This is a genomic window from Mesorhizobium sp. Ca11 (assembly GCF_020165275.1).
Classification (GTDB): Bacteria; Pseudomonadota; Alphaproteobacteria; order Rhizobiales; family Rhizobiaceae; genus Mesorhizobium.
The window spans coordinates 411,211-435,274 of sequence record NZ_JAIUHU010000003.1 but is presented as its reverse complement, the minus strand read 5'-3'; the positions used below and the strand labels follow the sequence as shown (position 1 = coordinate 435,274).

Here is a 24,064-nt window from a genome sequence, read left to right as displayed (position 1 = left end):
CACGATCAACAGGAGTACCGAAGTGTCCGATCTCTACATCCCCCGTCTCGCCGCCCTCCTCGAACAGGCATCGAAGGCCAATGAAGAAGCCTTCGGCCAGGCGGCGAGCCGCTTCGCCGACACGCTGCAAAATGGCGGGCTGGTCCATCTCTACGGCTCGGGCCATTCGGTGCTGCCGGCGCAGGAGATGTTTCCGCGCTATGGCAGCTTCGTCGGCTTCAATCCGCTGACCGACCCGCGCGTGATGTGGCACAACGTGCTCGGCGCAGGCGGCGTGCGCGAGCTTTTGTGGCTGGAGCGGACCGAGAAATATGCCGAGAAGTTCCTCGACCATCAGCCGCTGAACACGGGCGATTCCATCATCATCTTCGGCCATAGCGGCCGCAATTCCTCCGGCATCGACACCGCGCTCTATGCCAAGAAGCGCAGCATCTTCGTCGTCGCGGTCACCAGCAAGAACAATCTCGACAAGCCAGCCACGCATTCCTCCGGCAAGCGGCTGGCGGACGCCGCCGACCTCGTCATCGACACCTGCTCGCCGATCGAGGACGCGGTGGTGCCGATCGAAGGCTGGAGCCGCCCGGTGTCGGGCTCGTCGACGGTGCTGGCGATGATCATGGCGCATGAGTTGCTCGCCCGCACGGCCGAGCAATTGTCGAAGCGCGGCATCGAGCTGCCGGTCTTCGCCTCGCCGACCATTGCGGGCGTGACGCTGCACGACACCGACGTCATCTACGGCGTCTACCGCGAACGCATGATCGAGGCGCAGAAGAAGCACCTGCCGACCTTCCAGGCGACGATGCGCGGGGAATGATCAGGCGGGAGGCGCATCAGGCGCCTCCCGCGAGTCGCTCAAATTCGGCGCCGCCTGGTTGCGGAATGCCTGGGCGGTGCGTCATTCTCATCGGGATTGGGGATCGGCTCCTCGTCGGGCAGCCGGTCCGGCTCCGGTTCGCGCACCGGTTTCGGTTCCGGGATGGGCGGCGGCGTGGGCACGGGCGTGGGAGATGGGTCCGGATTGGGGAGAATGGCCATCGCGTTTTCCTTCCGTTCGATGCCTTGGCAAGGCCTGCTGCGAATCCCAAAAACGGGGATGTCCTGCCCGACCTGAACTGATGGAGGTGACCGCTGCATTCGGACGCTTCGTCTGGAGCGATCGGCGGCGCAAGCTGGCAGAACGGCCACGCCCGCGGATGGTTCCAACACGATCGCGGCGTGCGACGGCGGCAGACAATGATCAAATGATTCCACCTGCCTATTTCGGCTCTTGCCGGCGTCGGTCGGCGCCTTAAATCCCGTTGTGGACGGGGGCCATCTGCCGACACAGGAGACGGCCGTGAAGCACCAAACCCTTGATCAGATCAACGCCGTTGCCGACGTTCATACCGAAGCACCGGCTCTCATCGCCAATCGCGGTCAGCGTCTTGAGCGCTGGGCGCAGCTTCTTGAACAAAATCCCGGCCGCCGCCTCACGGCGCTGGCGGGCACCGAATACGCCTCAGCCGATGTGCGCCAAAGAATGCGTATCGACGGCTCGGCGATCACCATCGCTTTCGAGGATCCGATCTTCCGCGCGCAAGGCCTGCGGGACGACACTTACGGCGAAGCCAAGCGCTTCTTCGAAATGAGCGACTGGCAGCTGCATGAAGTCGTCTGCCATTGCCATGTCGGCGCCAACATGCCGGCCCGCTGGGCGGCCTCGCGCGTGCGGGCGGCGATCTCCCCGGGCGCCGGCATTCTTGCGTGGCTGAGAGCGGTGTTCATGCGCTAGAGCGGGTCCGTCGGCGGGATCGCGTCGGGCTCGCTGATTGACGCAGACGAAGGAGAGGCGCCGGGCTCTCCTCCGCGTCAGCGATCGATCTCGCCGAACACGATGTCGAGCGAGCCGATGATCGCCGCGACATCGGCCACCATGTGCCCGCGCGACAGGAAATCCATCGCCTGGAGATGGGCGAAGGATGGCGCGCGTATCTTGCAGCGGTAGGGAACGTTGCTGCCGTCCGAGACCAGATAGACGCCGAACTCGCCTTTCGGCGCCTCGACAGCGGCATAGACCTCTCCGGGCGGCACGCGGTGGCCTTCGGTATAAAGCTTGAAATGATGGATGGTCGCTTCCATCGAGCGCTTCATGGTGGCGCGCGACGGAGGCGTGATCTTCTGGTTGGGCACCGCGACCGGGCCCCGGCCATCGGATGAGCGCAGCTTTTCCAGGCACTGCCGCATGATCCGCACCGACTGGCGCATCTCTTCCATGCGCACCAGATAGCGATCGTAACAGTCGCCGTGCTTGCCTATGGGGATATCGAAATCCATTTCGGGATAGCATTCATAGGGCTGCGCCTTGCGCAGATCCCAGGCGGCGCCCGCGCCGCGCACCATGGGGCCGGAGAAGCCCATGCCCCAGGCGTCGTCGAGCGAGATCACGCCGACGTCGACATTGCGCTGCTTGAAGATGCGATTGTCGGTGAGCAGGCCCTCGAGATTGTCGCAGACCTTCAGGAACGGATCGCAGAAATCCCAGATGTCGTCGAGCAGCTTTTCCGGCAGGTCCTGGTGGACGCCGCCGACGCGGAAATAGTTCGCGTGCATACGCGCGCCTGAGGCGCGTTCATAAAACACCATCAGCTTCTCGCGTTCGGCGAAACCCCATAGCGGCGGCGTCAGGGCGCCGATATCCATGGCCTGCGTGGTGACGTTGAGAAGATGCGACAAGAGCCGCCCGATCTCGCAAAACAGCACGCGGATCAGTTGGCCGCGCCGGGGAACGGACAGCTCGAGCAGCTTTTCGGCGGCAAGGCAGAAGGCATGCTCCTGGTTCATCGGCGCGACGTAGTCGAGTCGATCGAAATAAGGCAGGGCCTGCAGATAGTTCTTGTATTCGATCAGCTTCTCGGTGCCGCGATGGAGCAGGCCGATATGCGGATCGGCGCGGTCGACGATCTCGCCGTCCAGTTCCAGCACCAGCCTGAGCACGCCATGCGCCGACGGGTGCTGCGGCCCGAAGTTGAGCATGAAGTTGCGGACCGCGGCTTCGGTCATGACAGCCTCCGCAAGAGTGAGGATCGAAGGCGAACCGCGGCCCGTCGGCCGCCGTTCGGCTGCGTCATGCCCCCAAAGGTCAAGCCGTCGTTTGGATGATCAGCGTCAGCGTGCCGTCACCGTCGATGTTGGCGGCAACGACCTGCGAGGAATTCAGTCCGTTCGCATGCAGAACCGACGTCGCCTCGGGCGAGGCGTCGACCGAGTTCTGCAGCTTGGCCAGTTCCTTGGCGGTCGTCCTGGTGACTATGGCTTCGGCCTGCGCCTTCACTTCCGAGGGCAGGTCCTCCATCGCCACCACGACGATGTTGGTGACGTTCTGGGCGGCATCGTCCTGGCCGGGCTGCGGCTGGCCGGGGATGGGTTCCTGGGCAGGGGGCGTCGCTTGCGGCGGCTGCGGATCGACGCGTTGAGCGGAAGCGGGTTGCGCCAATGCCATTGCCGACAGCGTCAGGACCATCGTCAACATGCGCATCGTCTTTCCTTTCCATCTGGAAAACCTGACGACACAACCCAGGCGCCCGGCGATGGTTCCCGGATAATCGCCGGCGCGGCTGCTTAAAGAGCCCGCATTGTCCGCAACGTCACCGAATAGCGATGGCGTTCGACTGGCGGAATGCTGTGCTCCCACTCGTGCCTGGCCGGCCCTGCCATGAGGTAGAGCGATCTGGGCTCGACCTCGATCGTTTCACGGTCCCACGCCGCGCCGTTCTTGCGGCGCAGCCGGAAGCTGCAGGACGCCAGCAGGGAAACGCCGGCGACCAGCTCGAAATGCGGCTTGTCCCGATGCCAGCCTATCCCCGCGCCCGGGCGATATTCGTTGATCAGCACTTGCGCGAACTCTGTTGCGGGGATGCACGCAAAAGCGGCGACCTTGGCGCGAAGCGGCAGCAGGAAGTCCGGTATGGGCGGCGCTTCGACGACCTGGCGGCGTTCGTAATCGTAGCGCAAGCCGAAGCCGATGACCTGCCTGTTGGCAAGATGGCCGTGGAAATCGAACGGCTTGAAGGGCAGGCCCCGGATATGACGGACCAGCTCGTGTTCTTCGTCGCGGGCAATCAGATCCGGCTGGTAGGAGAAGCCTGCGGGCATGGGTGGCTGGCTTGCAGGCCCACCGAACAGATCGCCCTGGAAAGCGTCGCCGGCAGCCCGGTTTTTCAATGATGTCATGCGGCTCAGATAGGCAATCGGGCCCCTTGTGCAAGCCGGCACGGCGGAACCTCGCGGCGCACGAAGAATTAAGCGTTGGAAGCAGGAGGCGGCACATGCCTTCCACCGCGATCCGGGCTATCCATTACGATCCGTCGAGGCGGGTCCTCTCGGTATGGTTCGTCCCGACCGGCAAGCGCTATGACTATGAGGACGTAGGACCCGAGGTCTACACGGCTTTCAAGGCGGCCTTCTCAAAAGGGCAGTTCTTCAACGAATTCGTGCGCGACCGTTTCAGATATCACCTGGTCGAGCATGAAGGCTCGGCCTGCTCCGAAAAATATAGAAATCAATGAAGTTAAATGGCGGAGAGAGCGGGATTCGAACCCGCGTTACGGTTTCCCGTAAACACACTTTCCAGGCGTGCGCCTTCAACCACTCGGCCACCTCTCCGTCTTGGCATCTCGCGTCGGCCGGTTTTGCCGCGCGGGTTGGGGAGATGCTCCCATGGGAAGTCCTCAACGGATATCTGGTGTGCCCTCAACCGGCAGGCAACCCTTCCCGGCACCGCTAGCCGTCTAGGCAAACAGGCGCGGGGCTCATCTAGTCGATCCTAAAGCGAAAGCCAAGCCATATTGGCATTGCCGCGGCTTTTGCCGTGTATGGGCGCAAAGGCGGGTCCAGGGGGCGATGCGTTCGAATGATGTGCACAGGCCGATGGCGGCGCGCCGGCGACGCTTGACTTCGCCTCCGCCCGGCTGTCGACTGCGCCAAATCTTTGTTTCGTGCAGTCCCGGTGGACGGTTGCGAGCTTTCCCTGGAACTGCAGGTTCGGTTTTGCAGTTCCCGCCGGAAAGCCGCGAGGCGGCTTTCCCGGAATTGCTTGGGCGAGGGGCATCGTCCCGACATGGCATCGATCGACCAGCAACCCGCGGGGCGGCCGGACGGCGGGCTTTCCCTCATCCCGGTGGCGTGGCTCGTCATCGTTATGGGGCTGTCGGCCTACGGGCTGATCTCCTCCTGGCGGCTGATCGGCGACTTCAGCCTGCCCGACAGCGTGTTCTTCCTGGTCTATGGCGGCCTTACGGGCGGCGTCATCACCATCCTGTGGGGGCTGTACCTGCTTGGCCTTGCCTTCAACCGGTCGGCCCGCTTTCCTCGCCATTACACGATCTGGCAGATCGCCATCATCATCTGGCTCCTGGTGCGCCAGGCCTATGTGTTGCTCGTGTCCGACTTCGTCTTCTCGGCCGAGGCGCTGGGCTTCACCGTCGCCGAGATCGCCATCGGCCTACTTTGCATTTACCTGCTGCGCAACGGGGCCGGCGCCGAGACGATCTACGCCAATCCGGAGACCGAGCGGCCGCCGGTCTTCGTCTCGATCCTTGCCGCGCTGCTCGGCATCATCCTTGGCGGCGCGATCGGCGCCTGCGCCGGTTTCTTCGCCGGTTCGCTGATAGCGGACCTAACGCATATGAGCTGTTTCGAGGGCGCCTGCGGATTTTTCGCGGCTTTTGTCGGCCTGGGCGGCCTGATCGTCGGCGCGGTCGCCGGCGGCATTTTCGCCATCTGGCGGGTGAACCGGCGCAAGCCTGCGCGGGCTCGCTAATTTCACGGGCCGCGATTGCGCGGAAACCACGCACGCTCTATGTCGGTTTACGGGGCAGGCGGGAGCGTTCCCCGGGGAGAGCGTCGATGTTGCGTTTCATCTTTCGGCTGGCAGCCATGGTTGCGCTGTCGATCTCGGTGATCATGGCGGTGATCGATACGACACGCTCGGTCGCAGCCTCCTCGCTGGTGCTGACGCCGCTCAATGCAAGCTGGCTCGCGGTCTCGCCCGATACCCGTGCGGCCTTCGAGACTTTCGTGCGCGCCAAGGCAAGCCCGCTGGTCTGGGACGGCGCCGTCGCATGGGTGCTCGCACAACCAGGTTTTGCTGTTTTCGCGGTGCTGGCCTTCCTGCTCTACGCCATCGGCTACCGGCGCAAGCGCCGCGGCGCGGAATTCGCCCCAAGTCCCTGAAGGCTCTTGTTTTGACGCTGTTGCGGACGGACGGCCACGGCGAAATCGCCGGTAACCGCTTTTTCCAACAGGTCAAAATTCCACGTGAATTTTATTTCGCGCCGTGCCAGATTGACCGCGAGCGGGAGGGGCAAAACACTTCCTGCCTGGCACCGCAAGCCTGCCGGAGAACCGGGCGGGCAGGCGGCGCATAACGGAAAAATAACCGACAGGGTGTGGATCACATGAAACGTATCGTTCTCGGCCTTCTGGCCGCAACCGCAATGGTTCTTCCGGCTTTCGCCGCGGATGTCCAGCCGGCCATCCTCTATGATCTGGGCGGCAAGTTCGACAAATCCTTCAACGAGGCCGCCTATCATGGCGCGGAGAAGTTCAAGGCCGAGACCGGCATCGCCTATGTCGAATTCGAGGTCTCCAACGCCTCGCAGCGCGAGCAGGCGCTGCGCCGCTTCGCCGAGGACGGCCGCAACCCGATCGTCATGGCCGGCTTTGCCTGGGAGGACGCGCTGAAGAAGGTCGCGGCCGAATATACCGATCTCAACTTCGCCATCATCGACGATGCCGTCGACCTGCCCAATGTCCGCTCGCTGGTGTTCAAGGAGAATGAAGGCTCCTACCTCGTCGGCATCCTGGCGGCGATGGCGTCGAAGTCGAAGAAGGTCGGCTTCGTCGGCGGCATGGACATCCCGCTGATCCGCAAGTTCGAATGCGGCTATGTCGGCGGCGCCAAGTCGGCCGGCGCGACGGACGTCATCCAGAATATGACCGGCGACACGCCGGCCGCATGGAACGACCCGGCCAAGGGCGGCGAGATCGCAAAGACGCAGATCGACCAGGGCGCCGACGTGGTTTACGCGGCTGCCGGCGGCACCGGCGTCGGCGTGCTCCAGGCGGCGGCGGATGCGGGCAAGCTCGGCATCGGCGTCGATTCCAACCAGAACGGCCTGCAGCCCGGCAAGGTGCTGACCTCGATGCTGAAGCGCGTCGACGTTGCCGTCTACAATGCCTTCATGGACGGCAAGAACGGCACCTTCAAAGGCGGCGTCGAAAATCTCGGCCTCAAGGAAGGCGGCGTCGACTACGCCATGGACGACAACAACAAGGCGCTGGTGACCGATGAGATGAAGGCGGCCGTCGAAAAGGCCAAGGCCGACATCATCTCGGGCAAGGTCCAGGTGCACGACTACACCACCGACAACGCCTGCCCGTATTGATCTGCGGCTGAAGCAAGGTTTGAACCGCCGGGCCAACGCCCGGCGGCTTCGCTTTGGAGAGGGAACGATGCGGCCGACGATCGAGGCCATGGCTGAAGGCGACGTCGAAGCAATCGCGGGGCTTCGCCTCGCGGCTTTCTTCGAAGGCACGGACCGGACACTCGACGAGGACATGGCCGGGTTGCGCGGGTTGATCGCCGGCGACGGCTCCGAGGCAGCCTTCGTTGCGCGCGACCGTGGCCGGCCGATCGGGAGCTGCCTGCTCGTCCGCAGCGAAATCAGTTCGCCGCACGACTTCTCGCCATGGCTGGCCGGGCTGATCGTCGAGGATGGATATCGCGGCAGCGGCGTCGGCACGGCGCTGGTCAGAACCGTTGAGGCTCGTGCTGTCTCGGCCGGTATCGGCAAGCTCTATCTCTACACCTGGCAGGCGCGCGGCTTCTACGAGGCGCTTGGATGGACGGCGGTCGAGACCTTCGAGCAGGACGGCGCGCCGATGCTTCTCATGTCGCGTGAGCTATAGCGTGCCGGCGAGATAGCCGAGCGCAAAGGCGGCCAGCAGGGCAAGCACAATAACAAAGCCAAGCCTGCCGCGCGGATGGAGGCCGACGCGATAGGGCTTGCGCTCGAGCCGGTGGATCATCGGCGGCGGCGGTTCGGCCTCGGCGGCAATGCCGGCGAGCCGTGCCTGCATCTGCGGCAATTCGGCAAGGCCCTGCGTGACCAGCTCCCAGCGATTGTCGCGCCCTTCAGGTGCCGCGGGATCGAAGGCGCGCAAGCGCTCGGCCAGCCGCAGCACCGTGTCGCGAAAGGCGGGATCAATCTCGAGGTCGCGCTCGGCGCGGGCGCGTTCCCTGTCGTTCATCAGGCCAAAGACATAATCGCCGGCCCTGGCGACGTTGTCGCTTTCACTGGACATGGCCGTCTTTCCCCATGGCTTCTCACCAATGCGGCGGCTTGGTCACCGGCACGTCGGAGGCGGTCTGCTCCTCCAATTCCAGGAAACGGTCGGCGAGGGCTGCGAGCTTGCGCTCCATGCGCTCGATCACCTTCCACTGTTCGGCGATCTGGCCGGACAGTTCCTCGATGGTCTTTTCCTGCTCGGCGGCGCGGATTTCCAGCGTCGTCAACCGATCGTCAGGCATGGCCATGCAAAACCGACCCTTCGAATGTGAAGCCTCCACCCAAGCAGATATTCGTGGGATGCCCGAATATCTGCTTAGGCCCTGTTGGTTCTCGCAGGTTCTGATCGCAAAACCGTGGACAGTTTTGCGGAACTTGCTCAGGTTCGAAATTGACAAGGGCGCGGCGATTTGTCGAGAGTGAACGGCCGATTGGCATAAGCGGGGCATCATGCTAGGCCTTTTGACCAAGCGATAAAAAATAACAGTGGGAACAGGCTGCATGGCGCAAGCCGCAATCGAGCTCATAGGCATCAACAAGAGCTTTGGCGCAGTGCGCGCCAACCGCGATATCAACCTGGAAGTGGCGCGCGGCACCATCCACGGCATCGTCGGCGAAAACGGCGCCGGCAAATCGACGCTGATGTCGATCCTCTACGGCTTCTACCAGGCCGACAGCGGCGAGATCCACGTCGGCGGCAAGCCGGTGTCGATCAACACCTCCAACGACGCCATCGCACTCGGCATCGGCATGGTGCATCAGCATTTCATGCTGGTCGACAATTTCACGGTGCTGGAGAACGTCATCCTCGGCGCCGAAAACGATGTGCTGCTGAAGAGCAGCATCGCCAAAGCGCGCTCGGAACTCGACCGGCTGGAGCGCGAATACGGGCTCGAGGTCGATCCCGACGCCGTCATCGAAGAGCTGCCGGTCGGCCTGCAGCAGCGTGTCGAAATCCTCAAGGCGCTCTATCGCGGCGCCGAGATCCTGATCCTCGACGAGCCGACGGGAGTGTTGACGCCGGCCGAGGCCGACCACCTCTTCCGCATCCTCAAGCAATTGAAGGATCAAGGAAAAACCATCGTGCTCATCACGCACAAGCTGCGCGAGATCATGGCGATCACCGACACGGTTTCGGTGATGCGCCAGGGCACGATGGTGGCGACCCGGGTGACGAAGGAGACCACGGTCGGCGAACTGGCCGAGCTGATGGTCGGCCGGCGCGTGCTTCTGCGGGTCGAGAAGGGCCAGTCGGACGCTGGCGCCGTAAAACTCTCGGTCAAGAACCTGACGGTGAAGGATTCGCGCGGCGTCACCATGGTCGACAATGTCTCTTTTGACGTGCGCGGCGGCGAGATCGTTGGCATCGCCGGCGTTGCCGGCAACGGCCAGTCCGAACTGCTCGAAGCGATCTCCGGCATCAGGCATGCGGTTTCCGGCGAGGTTATGCTCGACGGCAAGCCGATCGATCTCACCGGCAAGGCCGATCCCGGCGAATTGCGCGACCGGGGGCTTGCCCACGTCCCGGAGGACCGCCACCATGTCGGGCTGGTGCTCGCCTTCGAGGAGAACGAGAATTCGATCCTCGGCTACCACGACGACGAGCGGTACCTCAAGGGGCCGTTCCTCGACGTCGATGCCATCATGGCCGACGCGAAGGACAAGATCGAGAAATACGACATCCGCCCCGGCAATCCGCGGCTGAAGACGGCGAACTTCTCCGGTGGCAACCAGCAGAAGATCGTGCTGGCCAGGGAGATGGAGCAGGATCCCGGCGTGCTGATCGTCGGCCAGCCGACGCGCGGCGTCGACGTCGGCGCCATCGAATTCATCCACAAGCGGCTGATCGCCATGCGCGACCAGGGCAAGGCCGTGCTGGTGGTATCGGTCGAGCTCGACGAGATCCGCTCGCTGTCCGACCGCATCCTGGTGATGTTCGCCGGCCGTGTCGTCGGCGAGCGCGGCCCTGACGCGACCGAAGGCGAGCTCGGCCTGCTGATGGCCGGCGTCGAGCACCAGGAGGCCGCCGAATGAGCACGCCTTACGCCAAGCTGCCTGCCTGGGCCGATTATGGGTTGATTCCGCTGATCAATCTGTCGGTTGCCTTCATCGTTGCCGGCTTCGTCGTCATGCTGGTCGGCGAAAACCCGTTTCGTGCCGCCGTCATCCTGGTCGAAGGCGCCTTCGGCAAGGGCACGGGCATCGCCTTCACGCTCTTCTACGCCACGACCTTCATCTTCACCGGGCTGTCGGTGGCGGTGGCGGCGCATTGCAGCCTGTTCAACATCGGCACCGAGGGCCAGGCCTATATAGGCGGCCTCGGCATCGCGCTCGTTTGCCTGAGTCTCGACAGCGTGCTGCCCTGGTGGGCGATCTTTCCGATCGCGATCGTAGCCGCGGCGGCGTTCGGTGCGCTGTGGGGGCTGATCCCCGCCTATCTGCAGGCCAAGCGCGGCTCGCACATCGTCATCACCACCATCATGTTCAACTTCATCGCCGCCTCGGTGATGGTCTATCTCTTGGTCGGTGCGCTGAAGCCGGCCGGCTCGCAGGCGCCGCAGACGCGCAATTTCCTCGCCGGCGCCGAGCTGCCGAAGCTCAACTGGATCATCGAATTGTTCGGCGCCAAGATCCGTTCCGCACCCCTCAACATCTGCTTCCTGCTGGCGCTGGTCATGGCCTTCCTGGTCTGGCTTTTGATCTGGCGCACCAGGCTCGGCTATGAGATGCGCACCTATGGCCACAGCCCGAAGGCGGCGCGCTACGCCGGCATATCGGAAACCCGCATCATCATCACCGCGATGATGATCTCGGGCGCGCTGGCCGGTATGATGGCGCTCAACCCGGTGATGGGCGACCAGCACAATGTCGCGATCGATTTCGTGTCCGGCGCCGGCTATGTCGGCATCGCGGTCGCGTTGATGGGCAGGCTGCATCCGGTCGGCATCGTCCTGGCGGCGATCCTGTTCGGCATGCTCTACCAGGGCGGCGCGGAGCTTGCCTTCGAGATGCCGGCGATCAGCCGCGACATGATCGTCATCATCCAGGGGCTGGTCATCCTGTTCGCCGGCGCGCTCGAACACATGTTCAGGCCTTACATCCAGGCGCTGTTCGCCTCGGTCAGCCCGAAATCGGTCGGCATGCAGGCAGTGAACGGTAAGGGGGCCTGAGATGGACATGTTCAACGCCATCATCCAGGTGCTGGATTCGACCATCCGCCTTTCGGTGCCGCTGCTGCTCGCCTGCTTGGCGGGTCTTTATTCGGAACGGGCCGGCATCTTCGACATCGGGCTGGAAGGCAAGATGCTGGTCGGCGCCTTTGCCGGCGCATCGGCCGCCGCCGTCTTCCATTCGGCGCTGATCGGCCTCGGCACGGCGGTCCTGATCTCGGTCGCTTTCGCCCTGGTGCACGGCTTCGCCTCGATCACGCATCGCGGCAACCAGATCGTCTCCGGCGTGGCGATCAATTTCATCGCTGCCGGATCGACCATCATCCTTGGCCAGGCCTGGTTCCAGCAGGGCGGGCGCACGCCGGCGCTGCAGCCGGCCGAACGCTTCGAGGCGATCGTCTGGCCCGGCGCCGAGGCGATCAAGGACGTGCCGATCATCGGCCCGATCTATGCCGAGCTGATCTCCGGCCATTCGATCCTGGTCTATTTCGCCTTCGCCATGGTGCCGTTCACCTGGTGGGTGCTGTTTCGCACCCGCTTCGGTCTCAGGATGCGCGCGGTCGGCGAAAACCCGGCCGCGGTCGACACGGCCGGCATCTCGGTCGCCTGGCTGCGCTACCGCGCGCTGATCTGCACCGGCATCCTCACCGGCGTCGCCGGCGCGTATCTTTCCATGGTGCAGAATGGCGGCTTCGTGAAGGACATGACTGCGGGCAAGGGCTATATCGCGCTGGCTGCGCTCATCTTCGCCAAATGGAAGCCGGTCAACGCCATGTTCGCCTGCCTGTTGTTCGGCTTCCTCGATGCTGCGGCCATTCGCCTGCAGGGCTCACCGCTGCCGATCATCGGCAAGGTGCCGGTGCAATTCATGCAGGCGCTGCCCTATGTGCTGACCGTCATCCTGCTCGCCGGCTTCATCGGCAAGGCCATCCCGCCGCGCGCCGGCGGCGTGCCTTATGTGAAGGAACGCTGAGGTCGGAGAATGCCGGGCGGATTTTCGTGCGGCGGCGACCGGTATTTGAACAAGATCGTGGGAGAGAAGAACCGGATGTCGCATGATCTTTTCGAGGCGGCGAAGACGGCGATGGCAAAGGCCTATGCGCCCTATTCGAAGTTCCCTGTGGGGGCAGCACTGCGCACCGAGGACGGGCGCGTCTTCACCGGCGCCAATATCGAGGTGGCATCCTATCCGGAAGGCTGGTGCGCCGAGACGACGGCGCTCGGCCATTACATCATGGGCGGCGGCGGCAGGATCGTGGAGATCGCGGTGATCGCCGAACGCATGGCCAAATGCTCGCCATGCGGCGGCTGCCGGCAGCGGCTGGCGGAATTCTGCCGGCCGGACACGAAGCTTTATCTCTGCGACAACGCCGGCGTGGCCGAGACGGTGACCATGGGCGACATGCTGCCCTACGGCTTCAGGGGCGACATCTTGAAATGAAGAGCGGGTTGAAATGAAGGAAGCGCTGGATCATCTGGTCGAGAAGCTGGACGGACTGGCGCCGACCGCGGCGCTCGTGCTGGGCTCGGGCCTGGGCGGGCTGGTCGACCAGGTCAAGGATGCCAGGCGCATCTCCTATGCCGAACTGCCGGGCTTCCCGCGCAGCGGTGTTTCCGGCCATGCCGGCGAGGTGGTTGCCGGGCATTTCGCCGGCACGCCGGTGCTGATGCTGTCGGGGCGCGCGCATTATTACGAGCATGGCAATGCCGCGGCGATGCGGCCGGCGCTGGAGGTGCTTGCCGGCATCGGCATCTCGCATTTGATCCTCACCAATGCCGCCGGCTCGGTCGATCCTGAAATGGGGCCGGGCTCGGTGATGCTGATCACCGACCACATCAATTTCTCCGGCTCCAATCCGCTGATCGGCGAGCCGAGCGACCGCCGCTTCGTCGGCCTCACGGAGGCCTATGATGCCGGCCTGCGCAAAGCGATCGAGAAGGCGGCGAAGGCAACCGGAACGGCCCTGCATCAAGGCGTCTATATGTGGTTTTCCGGGCCATGCTTCGAGACGCCGGCCGAGATCCGCATGGCCCGCGTCATGGGTGCCAACGCCGTCGGCATGTCGACCGTGCCGGAGGTCATCCTCGCCCGCTTCCTCGGGCTCAAGGTCGCCGCCTGCTCGGTCATCACCAACCTGGCGGCCGGCATGACCGGAGCGGAGCTCTCGCACCAGGAAACCAAGGATATGGCGCCCATCGGCGGCGCGCGGCTGGCGACGATCCTGCGGCGCGTCTTCCAGGACGGCTTGCCCGACTGATGCTGCCGCAGGAGATCATCCGCCGCAAGCGCGACGGCCACAGGCTCTCGGCCGACGAGATCGCGGACTTCATCGCGGGGCTGACGGCCGGCACCATCTCCGAGGGCCAGGTCGGCGCTTTCGCGATGGCCGTGTTCCTCAACGGCATGAGCCGCGAGGAAGCGGTGGCGCTGACGATCGCGATGCGCGATTCCGGCGATGTGCTCGACTGGTCCGACCTGCCGGGCCCGGTCACCGACAAGCATTCTACGGGCGGCGTCGGCGACAATGTCTCGCTGATGCTGGCGCCGATCGTTGCGGCCTGCGGCGCCTGTGTGCCGATGATCTCGGGCCGCGGGCTCGGCCACACCGGCGGCACGCTGGACAAGATGGATGCCATCCCCGGCTATGCCAGCCAGCCGGACGTGGCGCTTTTCCGCAAGACGGTGCTCGAGACCGGTTGCGCCATCATCGGCCAGACCGCCGATCTCGCGCCGGCCGACCGCAGGCTCTACGCGATCCGCGACGTCACCGGAACGGTCGAATCGGTGCCGCTGATCACCGCCTCGATCCTGTCGAAGAAGCTTGCCGCGGGCCTGGGCTCGCTGGTGCTCGACGTCAAGGTCGGCAACGGCGCCTTCATGGAGAAGTCGCGCGATGCCGTCGCTCTGGCGAACAGCCTGGTCGAGGTCGCCAATGGCGCCGGCTTGAGCACCTCAGCGCTGGTGACCGGCATGAACGAGCCGCTGGCCTCGGCCGCCGGCAACGCGGTCGAGGTGAAGAATGCCGTCGATTTCCTCACCGGGCGATATCGCGACCGGCGGCTGGAGGAGGTGACGCTGGCGCTGGCGGCCGAGATGCTGCAGTCGACGGGGCTCGTCTCGTCCAACCAGGACGGCATCAGGCGCGCCACCGAAGCGCTTGCCGGAGGCCGTGCGGCGGCCGTCTTCGCGCGAATGGTGTCCGTGCTTGGCGGTCCCGCCGATTTCATCGAGAACGCGGAAAAATATTTGCCGACTGCGCCCGTCGAACTGGCCGTGAAGGCGGAACAGGATGGATTCGTGACCGGCATCGCCACGCGCGATATCGGGCTTGCCGTCGTCACGCTCGGTGGCGGGCGTAGCCATCCGGACGACAAGATCGATCATGCCGTCGGCTTGACCCGGCTGTTGCCGGTCGGCGCCGAGCTACGCTCGGGCGAGGCACTGGCGCTGGTGCATGCGCGTACCAATGCGGAGGCCGAGGCGGCGGCGGCGGCCGTGCGAGCTGCTTATACGATCGGCGGTTCCAAACCGCCCGCCGAAAAGACCGTGTTCAGGCGGATACTGCCGCGCTAGAGCAGTTCATCGTTTCGCGGAAACGGTGAACTGCTCTATCCTTTGTGGCTGACGCAATTCCGGACGGAAAACCGCTGCGCACTTTTCCTGGAATTGTTTACGTCGGATTTACTGAACGAGCAGCAGCGAGCCGTCCTGGACCTGGTATTTCTGCAACCGCTGCAGGAAGCTCATGCCGATCAGGTTGGTCTGCAGCGCCCTGTCGTCGAGCACCATCGCCTGGACGTTATCGACCGAGATCTTGCCGATCTGCAGGCGGTCGACCGTCACCGCGGCGGCCTTTACCGCGCCGTTGGCGGTGCTCACCGATCGATTGAAGTCGGACGGATTGAGCGAGACGCCGATCCTGCGCGCCGTCGAGGTGTTGATGGCGACCAGCGTCGCGCCGGTGTCGATCATGCCGTCGATCTGGCGGCCATTGAGCTTGAACTGCGACGTGAAGTGGCCGCGCGCATCGGCATTGACCAGCACCTGGCGGCCGAGCGGCATCGGCGCGGCTGGTTTGTTCGGGACCGAAGCGAGATTGACCAGGGGCTGAGCCTCCGGGGCTGCCGGCTGCGGGGCGGCGGCCGATTTCAGGAGGCCGTCCACCAGATGCGGGTTAGCCTGATAGACGATCGGAATCGAAGCCGAAGTTCCGGCAAAGATGCCGAGGATGAGAAGCTTGCGCAGCATGGATGCCCCTAAAGCGTTTTCACCGTTTCACGAAAACGTCGACCCGCTCTATCCCTTTGGTTTGGAGCAATCCCGAACGGAAAACCGCTTCACACTTTTCCTGGAATTGCTCCCGAAGGCCTGCATCCTTATGCCGATATGGTGTGTGCGACTTTAACGCGTGCGGGAACCGCAAGCTTGCGTAAACGGCCAGTTAAGAACGGCGCTCACTTTGTGCCGTACATGCGGTCGCCGGCGTCGCCGAGGCCCGGCATGATGTAACCCTTGTCGTTCAACTGCCGGTCTATCGAGGCGGTGAAGATCGGCACGTCCGGATGCGCCTTGGTGAAGCGCTCGATGCCTTCGGGGGCGGCAAGCAGGCAGAGGAAGCGGATGTTGGTGGCGCCGCGCCCCTTCAGCTTGTCGATCGCGGCGATCGCGGAATTCGCGGTCGCCAGCATCGGATCGACGACGATCACCAGGCGGTCGGCAAGATCGCTCGGCGCCTTGAAGAAATACTCGACCGCTTCAAGCGTCTCGTGGTCGCGGTAGAGGCCGATATGGGCGACGCGTGCGGCCGGCACCAGGTCGAGCAGGCCCTCGAGCAGCCCGTTGCCGGCGCGCAGCACCGAAGCAAAGACCAGCTTCTTGCCCTCCAGCGTCGGTGCCTCCATCTCCTCGATCGGCGTCTCGATCATGGTCGTGGTCAGCTCGAGATTGCGGGTCACCTCATAGCCGAGCAGCAGCGAAATCTCGCGCAGCAGCCGCCGGAAGCCGGCCGTCGAGGTCTCCTTCTTGCGCATGATGGTCAGCTTGTGCTGGACGAGGGGATGGTCGACGACGGTGACGCCCTGCATGATGTGCTCCGACTGTTCGGGGTAGTAGTCAGTAGTCAGTAGTGAGTAGTGAGTAGTGAATAGTGAGCCGATTTGCGAGTCCTCGCCTCGGGGAAAGCTCCGGCCCTCAACCGATCTATGCGCGATCGGCCAAATGCATAACTACTGACTACCGACTACTCCCCTACTCACTCACCGCACCTTCGCGTCCAACCGGCTTAGCAGCATCGCCTTGGTCTTCTTGTCCACGAAGGCCGCTTCGATGGCCGTTCTGGTGATCCCGGCGAGCGCCTTGTCGTTCAAGGCGAAATGCTCGGCGGCGATATCGTATTCGCGCTTCAGCGAGGTCCAGAAGTAGGGCGGATCGTCGGAGTTGAGCGTCACCTTGCAGCCGGCTGCGCGCAGCGCCGGAAAGGGATGGTCGGCGAAGCTGTCGAATACTTTCAGCGCGATATTGGAGCCCGGGCAGCATTCCAGCACCACGCCTTCGGCGGCGATGCGGCGGACCAGGTCCGGATTCTCGATGGCGCGAACGCCGTGGCCGATGCGGGAGGGGCGGATGTGGTCGAGGGCGGCCGCCACACTTTCCCAGCCCATCAGCTCGCCGGCATGGATGGTGATGCCGAGACCCGCTTCGCGCGCGATCTCGAAGGCGCGGACATAATCCTCGAAGTCGCCGATGCGCTCGTCGCCGGCGACGCCGAAACCGGTCACCAGCGGGTGGCCGCAGCGTGCCGCGAAGCGCGCCGCCTGCTCGATCGCCTCGACCCCGACATGGCGCACGCCGGTGACGATCATGCGGCCCTCGATACCGGTCTTGGCCTTGGCGCGGGTCATGCCTTCGCCCAGCGCATCCGTATAGGCTTTTGGCGACAGGCCGGCCTTTTTGGCGTGGTCCGGCGAGGTGAAGATCTCGGAATAAATGGCGCCGTCCCGGGCGAGGCTGGTCAGATAGTAGTCGGCGAGGCGGGCATAGTCCTCCTCCGTGCGAAACAGGTCGGAAGCGAAATCGTAAGCCGCGAGAAACGAGGTGAAGTCCTGCCAGACGAAGGAGCCGTCCTGGATGTAGGGCGAAGGGTCCTTGCCGTATTTGCGGGCTTGGGCGACGACGAGCTCGGGCGCCGCCGCCCCTTCGATGTGGCAGTGCAGTTCGGCCTTCAAAATCATGCGGTCATCCCGTCCGATGTGCTGCTCTCGCGCAGATTCTGGCCGGAAAATCATGCGTGGCCTTTCCCTGCCGGGTTTTGAAGGCGCGGCCGAAAACCGCGCCTTGGACAATAGCGTCGGCACCATCGATCGGCTATGGTCCCGCCGGTTTTATGGCGGATCAAAATAATGTCGGTTGAGAGAACCACGGCCGCGGGCGGCATGGAAACCTCCTATGGTTTCAGGAAGGTCGGGGAAGGCGAGAAGCAGCCCCTGGTCAATGACGTCTTCCATAAGGTGGCCAATCGATACGACCTGATGAACGATCTGATGTCGGCCGGGTTGCATCGGTTGTGGAAGGACGCGATGGTCGCCTGGCTGAATCCTCCCAAAAAGGCAGGCTGGAAGGTGCTCGATGTTGCCGGCGGCACCGGCGATATCGCCTTTCGCATCATCGAGGCCAGCCAGCGCCAGGCCCATGCCACGGTGCTCGACATCAACGGCTCGATGCTGGCCGTCGGCCGCGACCGCGCCGAGAAGCTGGGGCTTGCCGCAAACACCGACTTCGTCGAGGCCAATGCCGAGGAATTGCCGTTCGAGGACGACAGCTTCGATGCCTATACGGTTGCGTTCGGTATACGCAACGTGCCGCGCATCGAGGTCGCTCTTGACGAAGCCTATCGGGTGCTGAAGCGGGGCGGACGGTTTCTGTGCCTGGAGTTCTCCGAGGTCGACATGCCGCTGCTCGACAAGGCCTATGAGGCCTGGTCGTTCAACGCCATCCCCAAAATCGGCAAGGCGGTGACCGGCGATGGCGAGCCCTATTCCTATCTCGTCGAATCCATCCGCAAGTTCCCCAACCAGCAGAATTTCGCAGCAATGATCACCCGCGCCGGCTTCGCCCGCGTCACCTTCCGCAACTATTCGGGCGGCATCGCCGCCCTTCATTCCGGCTGGAAGCTTTGAGGCGCGGCACCTTGCAGCAGGCCCCTTTGAAGCAGGCAGCGCTATGAGCAGCGTCGCTGCCGCCTTCAGGCTCGCCAGGGCCGGCTGGGTGCTGGTCCGCGAGGGCGTCGTCGCGGCGCTGCCGGGCGAAGAGCTTTCCGGAATGCCGAAATTCGGCTGGCGCATGGCGCGGCTTTTCACCCGCCGCCGGGCGCTGAGCTATCAGCGGGGCGACAGGCTGGCGCGGGCGGTGGTGCGGCTCGGACCTTCCTACGTCAAGCTCGGCCAGTTCCTGGCGACGCGGCCCGATGTCGTCGGCAACGACATGGCGCTGGACCTCGCGCTCTTGCAGGACAAGATGCATACCTTCCCGAGAGCGGAGGCGGTCCATGCGATCGAAGCCTCGCTCGGTCGCAGGATCGACGATCTCTATTCGAGCTTCGGCGAACCGGTGGCGGCGGCCTCTATCGCGCAGGTGCACGGCGCCGAAATCGTGCGCGAGGGTAGCGCTTCGCAGGTGGCGGTGAAAGTTATCCGGCCCGGCGTGCGGCACCGCTTCTTCCAGGATCTTGAAAGCTATTTCCTTGCCGCCCGCCTGCAGGAGAAATACATCCCCGCGTCGCGTCGCCTGCGCCCGGTCGAAGTGACCGAGACGCTGGCACAGACCACCAGAATCGAGATGGATCTGAGGCTCGAGGCAGCCGCGCTTTCCGAACTCGGCGAGAACACCAAGGACGATCCGGGCTTCCGCGTGCCGGCGGTCGACTGGGAGCGCACCGGACGCGATGTCCTCACCATGGAGTGGATCGACGGTATCAAGATGAACGATCTCGCCGGCCTTGCCGACGCCGGCCACGACCTCAAGGCGATCGCCGCCAATCTGGTCCAGTCGTTCCTCAGGCACACGTTGCGCGACGGCTTCTTCCATGCCGATATGCATCCCGGAAATCTGTTCGTCGAGGCGAACGGCACCATCGTCGCGGTCGATCTCGGCATTGCCGGCCGGCTCGGCAAGAAGGAGCGGCGCTTCCTCGCCGAGATCCTCTACGGCTTCATCGTGCGCGACTATCAGCGCGTCGCCGAGGTGCATTTCGAGGCGGGCTACGTGCCGCGCCAGCACAATGTCTCGGCCTTCGCGCAGGCGATCCGCGCCATCGGCGAGCCGATCCACGGCCAGTCGGCGGAGACCATATCGATGGCGAAGCTGCTGACGCTGCTGTTCGAAGTCACCGAGCTGTTCGATATGGCGACGCGGACTGAGCTGGTGCTTTTGCAGAAGACCATGGTGGTTGTCGAAGGCGTCGCCCGCACGCTCGATCCGGCCTTCAACATGTGGAAGACGTCCGAGCCTGTGGTCAGCGACTGGATCGCGGGCAATCTCGGCCCGCGTGGCATGCTCACCGACGCGCGCGACGCGGGCAGAGCCCTTGTGTCGCTGGCAAGGCAGGCGCCGGATCTTGTGGCACGCACCGAGCGGCTGTCGCGCGAGATCGATTTGATGGCGGAAAACGGCCTGCGCTTCGACGAAGCGACCGCGCGCGCGATAGGGAGAGCAGAAGCGCGCCACACCCGCTCCGGCCGCGTGGCGCTGTGGGTGATCGCGCTGACGCTGATTTACGTAGCATGGAAATTGCTCTGACCGCCACACGGCTTGTCGCCGATTGATTGCATTGCTATCATTGCAAGCGCCACCTCACGCGAGTGCAATCACATGGCCAGCATCACGATCCGCAATCTGGATGACGGGGTCAAGGACCTGCTCCGGCAACTCGCGGCCGAAAATGGCTGCTCGATGGAGGAGCAGGCACGAGCGATGATACGCGCCGCGGTCGAAGGCCGGGCAGGGCAGGCCGACCGCATCGGTCAGATCGAAGAAAAGCTGCGTGCGCTGACAGGCTCAAAGGAGCAGGCGGCGCCAGTTGTCACCGCATCCGCGAAATCAGTTTCGCGAGGCTCGCTCTCCGGAAAGCACATCCTGCTCATTATCGGCGGCGGCATCGCGGCTTACAAGGCGCTCGATCTGATCCGGCGGCTGCGCGAGCGGGGCGCTTCGGTGCGGGTGGTGATGACGTCGGCCGCGCAGGAATTCGTCACCACGCTGTCGGTCGGCGCGCTTTCGGCCGACCATGTCTTCACCGAGCTGTTCGACCGCAATGACGAGCACGATGTCGGCCATATCAGGCTGTCGCGCGAGGCCGACCTGCTGGTCGTTGCGCCGGCAACCGCGGACCTGATGGCGAAGCTCGCCAACGGTCATGCCAACGACCTTGCCTCGACGGTGCTTCTGGCCACCGACAAGAAGGTGCTGATGGCGCCGGCGATGAACCCGAAGATGTGGGGGCATCCGGCAACGCGGCGCAATCGGGCCACCTTGCAGAAGGACGGCGTCGCCTTTGTCGGCCCCGCCAAGGGCGAGATGGCCGAAAGCAATGAAGTGGGCGAGGGCCGCATGGCCGAGCCGCTGGAGATCGTCGCCGCGATCGAGGCGATGCTCGACGAGAAGCCGAAACCGCTTGCCGGCCGCAGGATCATCGTCACCTCCGGCCCGACGCATGAGCCGATCGATCCGGTGCGCTACATCGCCAACCGCTCGTCCGGCAAGCAGGGCCATGCCATCGCGGCCGCCTTGGCTAAGCTCGGCGGCGATGTCAGGCTTGTCTCCGGCCCGGTCACCGTCGCCGATCCGGCCGGTGTTGCGACCACCCACGTCGAAACGGCCGCGCAGATGAAGCAAGCGGTCGAGAGCCTGCTGCCGGCGGATGCCGCCGTGTTTGTTGCCGCCGTCGCCGACTGGCGCACGGAAAACGCCGCCGGCGAGAAGATTAAGAAGGTTGCGGGCAAGGGACCGCCTTCGCTGCGGATGGTCGAGAACCCCGACATCCTCGCCGGCATCGGCCATCACGCGGAGCGACCAAGCCTCGTCGTCGGCTTCGCCGCCGAGACGCGGGATCTGATCGCCAATGCCGAGGCCAAGTTGAAAAAGAAAGGCGCGGACTTCATCGTTGCCAACGACGTCTCGCACGAAAGTGGCATCGGTCCATCCGGCGTGATGGGTGGCGACCGCAACAAGGTGCGCATCGTCTCCAGGACCGGCGTCGAGGAATGGCCGGAAATGAGCAAGGACGAAGTGGCGGTGCGGCTCGCCGCGCTGATTGCCGAGCGGCTGCAGCAGACTGTCGTCGTCTGAGACCGAGCGGCAAGCCGGCACTTCGGCCGCGGCCGCCGTGACATCCCCGTCAACCCGCTGCCAATCTCGGCCGGTTTGTCGCTGAAAATATCCTCAGCGCTGCCAGGCAGCCGAACACGCCGAGGGGCACGAAGGCCAGAAACAGCCAGCCGGCGACGCCTGCGGCCGCTTCACGGTTCAGACCTTCCGAGAAGCCGCTGGCATTGGCGACGATGCCGGCAAGCGCTGCGCCTACCGCATAGCCGATGCGCTGCATGGTCGGCACGGCGGCCGAGGCGATGGTCTGCTCACCGTCGCGGGCCGAGGCGACGATGACGCGCGTGAGGAAGGGCCAGCAAACGCCGAAGCCGCCGCCCTGCAAAAGGGCGCAGAGCAGGATCAGCGGGATCGAGCCTGCCGGGATTGTGTAGGCGAAGCCGGCGAGGCCAGAGGCGATCATCAGGTCGCCGACGACGATGATCAGCCTCTCGCGCTCCAGCGGTGCATTGGCGATGAGGATCGACAGGATCGACCAGGCGATCGATTCTGCGGCGATGATGTAGCCGGTGGTCAGGATCGGAATGCCGTGCAACGTGGTCAGAAGCAGCGGCCCGTAAATGGTGAAGGTGCAGGTCGCCACGGAGAAAGCCGCAACCATCGTCATGCCGCTGCCAAGCGGCGAGCGCCATGAAAACAGAGGCGACGGGAAGAGCCGGGATTGCGGTCTAAACGCATCCACGCGGAAGAAAAGCGCCAGGCCGGTCAGGCCGAGGAAGAGGAGCAGCGACGAGCGCAACAGGGCGATATCGATGCCGGCGGCGGCGATCAGCACGACGCTGAGGGCGAGACAGGCAAGCGCGGGATAGGGAAAGGGCGGTGCCTTGCCGCCGCTCGCCTGCGGCTTCCTCGCTTCAGGCGTGTCGAGCACGACGAAGCTTGCCAGCGCCATCGCCGCGCCGCCGAAGGTGAATACGCCGAAAGCCCAGCGCCACGACAGGAATTCGGTCATGAGAGCGCCGAGCATCGGGCCGCTGAAGGCGGCGACGCCCCAGATCGCGGACATGATGCCGAAGAGCTGCGGCCAGATATTGCGTGGAAACAGGCGCTCGACCGAGACGAAAGCCAGCGATACCAGCGCGCCGCCGCCAAGCCCTTCGACCAGTCGCCCGACGAGGAACAACGGCATGGAAGGCGCTGCGGCGCAGATCAGCGCGCCGGTCGCATAGAGCAGGGCCGCGACCATCATGTTGGAGCGCAGGGCGACATAACTGACCAGCCGGCCGGCCGCGGCGCCGGCGACGATCGCGCCGAGCTCGTAGATCGCCAGCGACCAGCCGACCAGCTGCACGCCCGCCAGTTCGCCGACCATGGCCGGCATCACCGTTGCCACCATTGTTTCGTTGGTGGCATGCAGCAGGATGCCGAGGCTGACGAAGCAGAAGCGCGCCAGGTCGCCGCTTGCCCACAGCGCCCGCCAATCCACCCTCTTGCTGGCCACCCTGTTGCTGGCCACCTTGTTGCCGCTCGCTGCCGTCACGCCGATCTCCTGCTTGTTTTGCGCACCTCATCCGCGTTGCGAACGAGGGGCAAGATCCAGTTCGGCAGGGCTTGTAGAACCTCAAGCGCAGTTGAGCTCAAGAGGCTTTTTCGCGGATTTCGAGGCAAGCCACCATTTGCGTCGAAGCGATCCGGCGTTCCAAAGCACTCGGCCCGGAACAGATGTTCCAGGCCGAGTGCGGCGCAATGAATTTGAAAAGCCGAGGGCTCACTTGTAGGAGTGGACGAGGTCCAGCGACGCTACCGTGACGGCCAGGTTGAGGCCGGTCTGTGCCTGGACGCTGAGCGGCTCCAGCATGAAGGCGCTGTCCAAGCCGCCGACCAGGACGTTGGCGCCGCCGCCGGTCACCACGCTCGCCTCGGCGTTGACGCCGTAATAGCTGCCAGCGAGATCGCCCGCGTCATGGCTGCGGGTGGCGGCAAGCACCGCCCAGACGAGCTGGCCCTGATGCGTCTTGCCCACGTCCACGCCGAGCTTGGAGATCATCCCGGTATAAATCTCGGCCGGGCCGTGATGGGAGGGGCGGAAGACGCAGGAGACGCCCTTGTTCGACGTGATGACATAGCCGACACCGCCGTCGATGGTGCAATCGAGCGTGCCGAGCCGGAGCGTGCCGGCGCTGACCGGAGAAGCGAGGACCGTGGCGGCAAGCGCGGCAGCGGCACAGGCAAGTGTCTTGATCATTGGA

The 24,064-nt window shown here is 64.4% G+C and carries 26 protein-coding genes and 1 tRNA gene; 16 read left to right on the top strand and 11 right to left on the bottom strand.

What is annotated here, in order from left to right:
* The first annotated feature begins 22 nt into the window (after window positions 1–22).
* On the top strand, window positions 23–814 hold the full coding sequence (locus tag LB538_RS08455) for a sugar isomerase domain-containing protein (RefSeq protein ID WP_224523994.1): 792 nt from the start codon (window positions 23–25) through the stop codon (window positions 812–814).
* Between the two features lie 522 nt (window positions 815–1,336).
* Entirely contained in the window at window positions 1,337–1,771 is a 435-nt protein-coding gene (locus LB538_RS08450; protein WP_095766690.1) for a hypothetical protein, read from the top strand.
* A 77-nt stretch (window positions 1,772–1,848) separates the two neighbouring features.
* Here the strand turns inward: LB538_RS08450 and LB538_RS08445 are convergent, their stop codons facing one another.
* From LB538_RS08445 to LB538_RS08435, 3 genes are all read right to left on the bottom strand, one after another.
* Complete coding sequence (locus tag LB538_RS08445; RefSeq protein ID WP_224523995.1) at window positions 1,849–3,039, bottom strand: NADH-quinone oxidoreductase subunit D; 1,191 nt, start codon at window positions 3,037–3,039, stop codon at window positions 1,849–1,851.
* Between the two features lie 79 nt (window positions 3,040–3,118).
* Window positions 3,119–3,514: a hypothetical protein gene (locus tag LB538_RS08440; protein ID WP_224523997.1), complete on the bottom strand. Its 396-nt coding sequence runs from the start codon at window positions 3,512–3,514 to the stop codon at window positions 3,119–3,121.
* An 83-nt stretch (window positions 3,515–3,597) separates the two neighbouring features.
* Window positions 3,598–4,209: an alpha-ketoglutarate-dependent dioxygenase AlkB gene (locus tag LB538_RS08435; protein WP_181174938.1), complete on the bottom strand. Its 612-nt coding sequence runs from the start codon at window positions 4,207–4,209 to the stop codon at window positions 3,598–3,600.
* A 95-nt stretch (window positions 4,210–4,304) separates the two neighbouring features.
* Here LB538_RS08435 and LB538_RS08430 point away from each other — a divergent pair, with 95 nt between their 5' ends.
* On the top strand, window positions 4,305–4,544 hold the full coding sequence (locus LB538_RS08430) for a KTSC domain-containing protein (RefSeq protein ID WP_224523998.1): 240 nt from the start codon (window positions 4,305–4,307) through the stop codon (window positions 4,542–4,544).
* A gap of 7 nt (window positions 4,545–4,551) precedes the next feature.
* Here the strand turns inward: LB538_RS08430 and LB538_RS08425 are convergent.
* A tRNA-Ser gene (locus LB538_RS08425) sits at window positions 4,552–4,641 on the bottom strand.
* A gap of 454 nt (window positions 4,642–5,095) precedes the next feature.
* Between LB538_RS08425 and LB538_RS08420 the strand changes: the two genes are divergently transcribed.
* The 4 genes from LB538_RS08420 to LB538_RS08405 all read left to right on the top strand — a co-directional run bounded on the left by LB538_RS08420 (window position 5,096) and on the right by LB538_RS08405 (window position 7,947).
* The gene (locus LB538_RS08420) at window positions 5,096–5,797 is read left to right on the top strand and encodes a DUF2569 family protein (RefSeq protein WP_140846322.1); all 702 of its coding nucleotides are present in this window, start codon (window positions 5,096–5,098) and stop codon (window positions 5,795–5,797) included.
* A gap of 86 nt (window positions 5,798–5,883) precedes the next feature.
* Window positions 5,884–6,210, top strand: coding sequence for a hypothetical protein (locus LB538_RS08415; protein ID WP_140846323.1), 327 nt, complete (start codon window positions 5,884–5,886; stop codon window positions 6,208–6,210).
* A gap of 224 nt (window positions 6,211–6,434) precedes the next feature.
* Complete coding sequence (locus LB538_RS08410) at window positions 6,435–7,424, top strand: BMP family protein (RefSeq protein ID WP_095766256.1); 990 nt, start codon at window positions 6,435–6,437, stop codon at window positions 7,422–7,424.
* Between the two features lie 67 nt (window positions 7,425–7,491).
* The gene (locus LB538_RS08405) at window positions 7,492–7,947 is read left to right on the top strand and encodes a GNAT family N-acetyltransferase (protein ID WP_224524001.1); all 456 of its coding nucleotides are present in this window, start codon (window positions 7,492–7,494) and stop codon (window positions 7,945–7,947) included.
* Here the strand turns inward: LB538_RS08405 and LB538_RS08400 are convergent.
* Entirely contained in the window at window positions 7,942–8,343 is a 402-nt protein-coding gene (locus LB538_RS08400) for a hypothetical protein (RefSeq protein WP_224524004.1), read from the bottom strand. The genes LB538_RS08405 and LB538_RS08400 overlap by 6 nt on opposite strands.
* Before the next feature lie 22 nt (window positions 8,344–8,365).
* On the bottom strand, window positions 8,366–8,575 hold the full coding sequence (locus tag LB538_RS08395; RefSeq protein ID WP_140901446.1) for a SlyX family protein: 210 nt from the start codon (window positions 8,573–8,575) through the stop codon (window positions 8,366–8,368).
* Window positions 8,576–8,828: 253 nt separating this feature from the next.
* Here LB538_RS08395 and LB538_RS08390 point away from each other — a divergent pair, with 253 nt between their 5' ends.
* The 6 genes from LB538_RS08390 to deoA all read left to right on the top strand — a co-directional run bounded on the left by LB538_RS08390 (window position 8,829) and on the right by deoA (window position 15,071).
* Window positions 8,829–10,361, top strand: a complete 1,533-nt coding sequence (locus LB538_RS08390; protein ID WP_224524006.1) for an ABC transporter ATP-binding protein — start codon at window positions 8,829–8,831, stop codon at window positions 10,359–10,361.
* A complete protein-coding gene (locus LB538_RS08385) occupies window positions 10,358–11,497 on the top strand; it encodes an ABC transporter permease (protein ID WP_224524019.1) in 1,140 nt (379 codons plus the stop codon). Before LB538_RS08390 ends, LB538_RS08385 begins: the two co-directional genes overlap by 4 nt.
* A gap of 1 nt (window position 11,498) precedes the next feature.
* Window positions 11,499–12,470: an ABC transporter permease gene (locus LB538_RS08380; protein ID WP_140846328.1), complete on the top strand. Its 972-nt coding sequence runs from the start codon at window positions 11,499–11,501 to the stop codon at window positions 12,468–12,470.
* A gap of 75 nt (window positions 12,471–12,545) precedes the next feature.
* Window positions 12,546–12,938, top strand: coding sequence for a cytidine deaminase (gene cdd / locus LB538_RS08375; RefSeq protein WP_095766692.1), 393 nt, complete (start codon window positions 12,546–12,548; stop codon window positions 12,936–12,938).
* A gap of 13 nt (window positions 12,939–12,951) precedes the next feature.
* Window positions 12,952–13,755 (top strand): purine-nucleoside phosphorylase, encoded by an 804-nt coding sequence (locus LB538_RS08370; RefSeq protein ID WP_224524023.1) that lies wholly within the window; start codon window positions 12,952–12,954, stop codon window positions 13,753–13,755.
* Window positions 13,755–15,071, top strand: coding sequence for a thymidine phosphorylase (gene deoA, locus LB538_RS08365; RefSeq protein WP_224524025.1), 1,317 nt, complete (start codon window positions 13,755–13,757; stop codon window positions 15,069–15,071). The genes LB538_RS08370 and deoA overlap by 1 nt, the downstream gene beginning before the upstream one ends.
* A 108-nt stretch (window positions 15,072–15,179) precedes the next feature.
* On the opposite strand, the gene LB538_RS08360 is transcribed toward deoA, so the two are convergent.
* The 3 genes from LB538_RS08360 to LB538_RS08350 all read right to left on the bottom strand — a co-directional run bounded on the left by LB538_RS08360 (window position 15,180) and on the right by LB538_RS08350 (window position 17,728).
* Complete coding sequence (locus tag LB538_RS08360; protein ID WP_224524029.1) at window positions 15,180–15,746, bottom strand: TIGR02281 family clan AA aspartic protease; 567 nt, start codon at window positions 15,744–15,746, stop codon at window positions 15,180–15,182.
* A gap of 206 nt (window positions 15,747–15,952) precedes the next feature.
* Entirely contained in the window at window positions 15,953–16,582 is a 630-nt protein-coding gene (gene upp / locus LB538_RS08355; protein ID WP_027165262.1) for a uracil phosphoribosyltransferase, read from the bottom strand.
* A 171-nt stretch (window positions 16,583–16,753) separates the two neighbouring features.
* On the bottom strand, window positions 16,754–17,728 hold the full coding sequence (locus tag LB538_RS08350) for an adenosine deaminase (protein WP_224524033.1): 975 nt from the start codon (window positions 17,726–17,728) through the stop codon (window positions 16,754–16,756).
* A gap of 168 nt (window positions 17,729–17,896) precedes the next feature.
* On the opposite strand from LB538_RS08350, the gene ubiE reads away from it, so the two are divergent.
* The 3 genes from ubiE to coaBC all read left to right on the top strand — a co-directional run bounded on the left by ubiE (window position 17,897) and on the right by coaBC (window position 21,839).
* Window positions 17,897–18,673, top strand: coding sequence for a bifunctional demethylmenaquinone methyltransferase/2-methoxy-6-polyprenyl-1,4-benzoquinol methylase UbiE (gene ubiE / locus LB538_RS08345; protein WP_224524034.1), 777 nt, complete (start codon window positions 17,897–17,899; stop codon window positions 18,671–18,673).
* A gap of 43 nt (window positions 18,674–18,716) precedes the next feature.
* Window positions 18,717–20,291, top strand: coding sequence for a 2-polyprenylphenol 6-hydroxylase (gene ubiB, locus LB538_RS08340; RefSeq protein ID WP_224524035.1), 1,575 nt, complete (start codon window positions 18,717–18,719; stop codon window positions 20,289–20,291).
* A gap of 72 nt (window positions 20,292–20,363) precedes the next feature.
* Window positions 20,364–21,839: a bifunctional phosphopantothenoylcysteine decarboxylase/phosphopantothenate--cysteine ligase CoaBC gene (gene coaBC / locus LB538_RS08335; protein ID WP_224524036.1), complete on the top strand. Its 1,476-nt coding sequence runs from the start codon at window positions 20,364–20,366 to the stop codon at window positions 21,837–21,839.
* 49 nt (window positions 21,840–21,888) lie between these two features.
* Here coaBC and LB538_RS08330 read toward each other — a convergent pair whose 3' ends face one another.
* Together LB538_RS08330 and LB538_RS08325 are read right to left on the bottom strand one after the other, a co-directional pair.
* On the bottom strand, window positions 21,889–23,355 hold the full coding sequence (locus LB538_RS08330) for an MFS transporter (protein WP_224524037.1): 1,467 nt from the start codon (window positions 23,353–23,355) through the stop codon (window positions 21,889–21,891).
* Between the two features lie 228 nt (window positions 23,356–23,583).
* Entirely contained in the window at window positions 23,584–24,060 is a 477-nt protein-coding gene (locus LB538_RS08325; RefSeq protein WP_140541919.1) for a DUF992 domain-containing protein, read from the bottom strand.
* Window positions 24,061–24,064 lie beyond the last annotated feature (4 nt).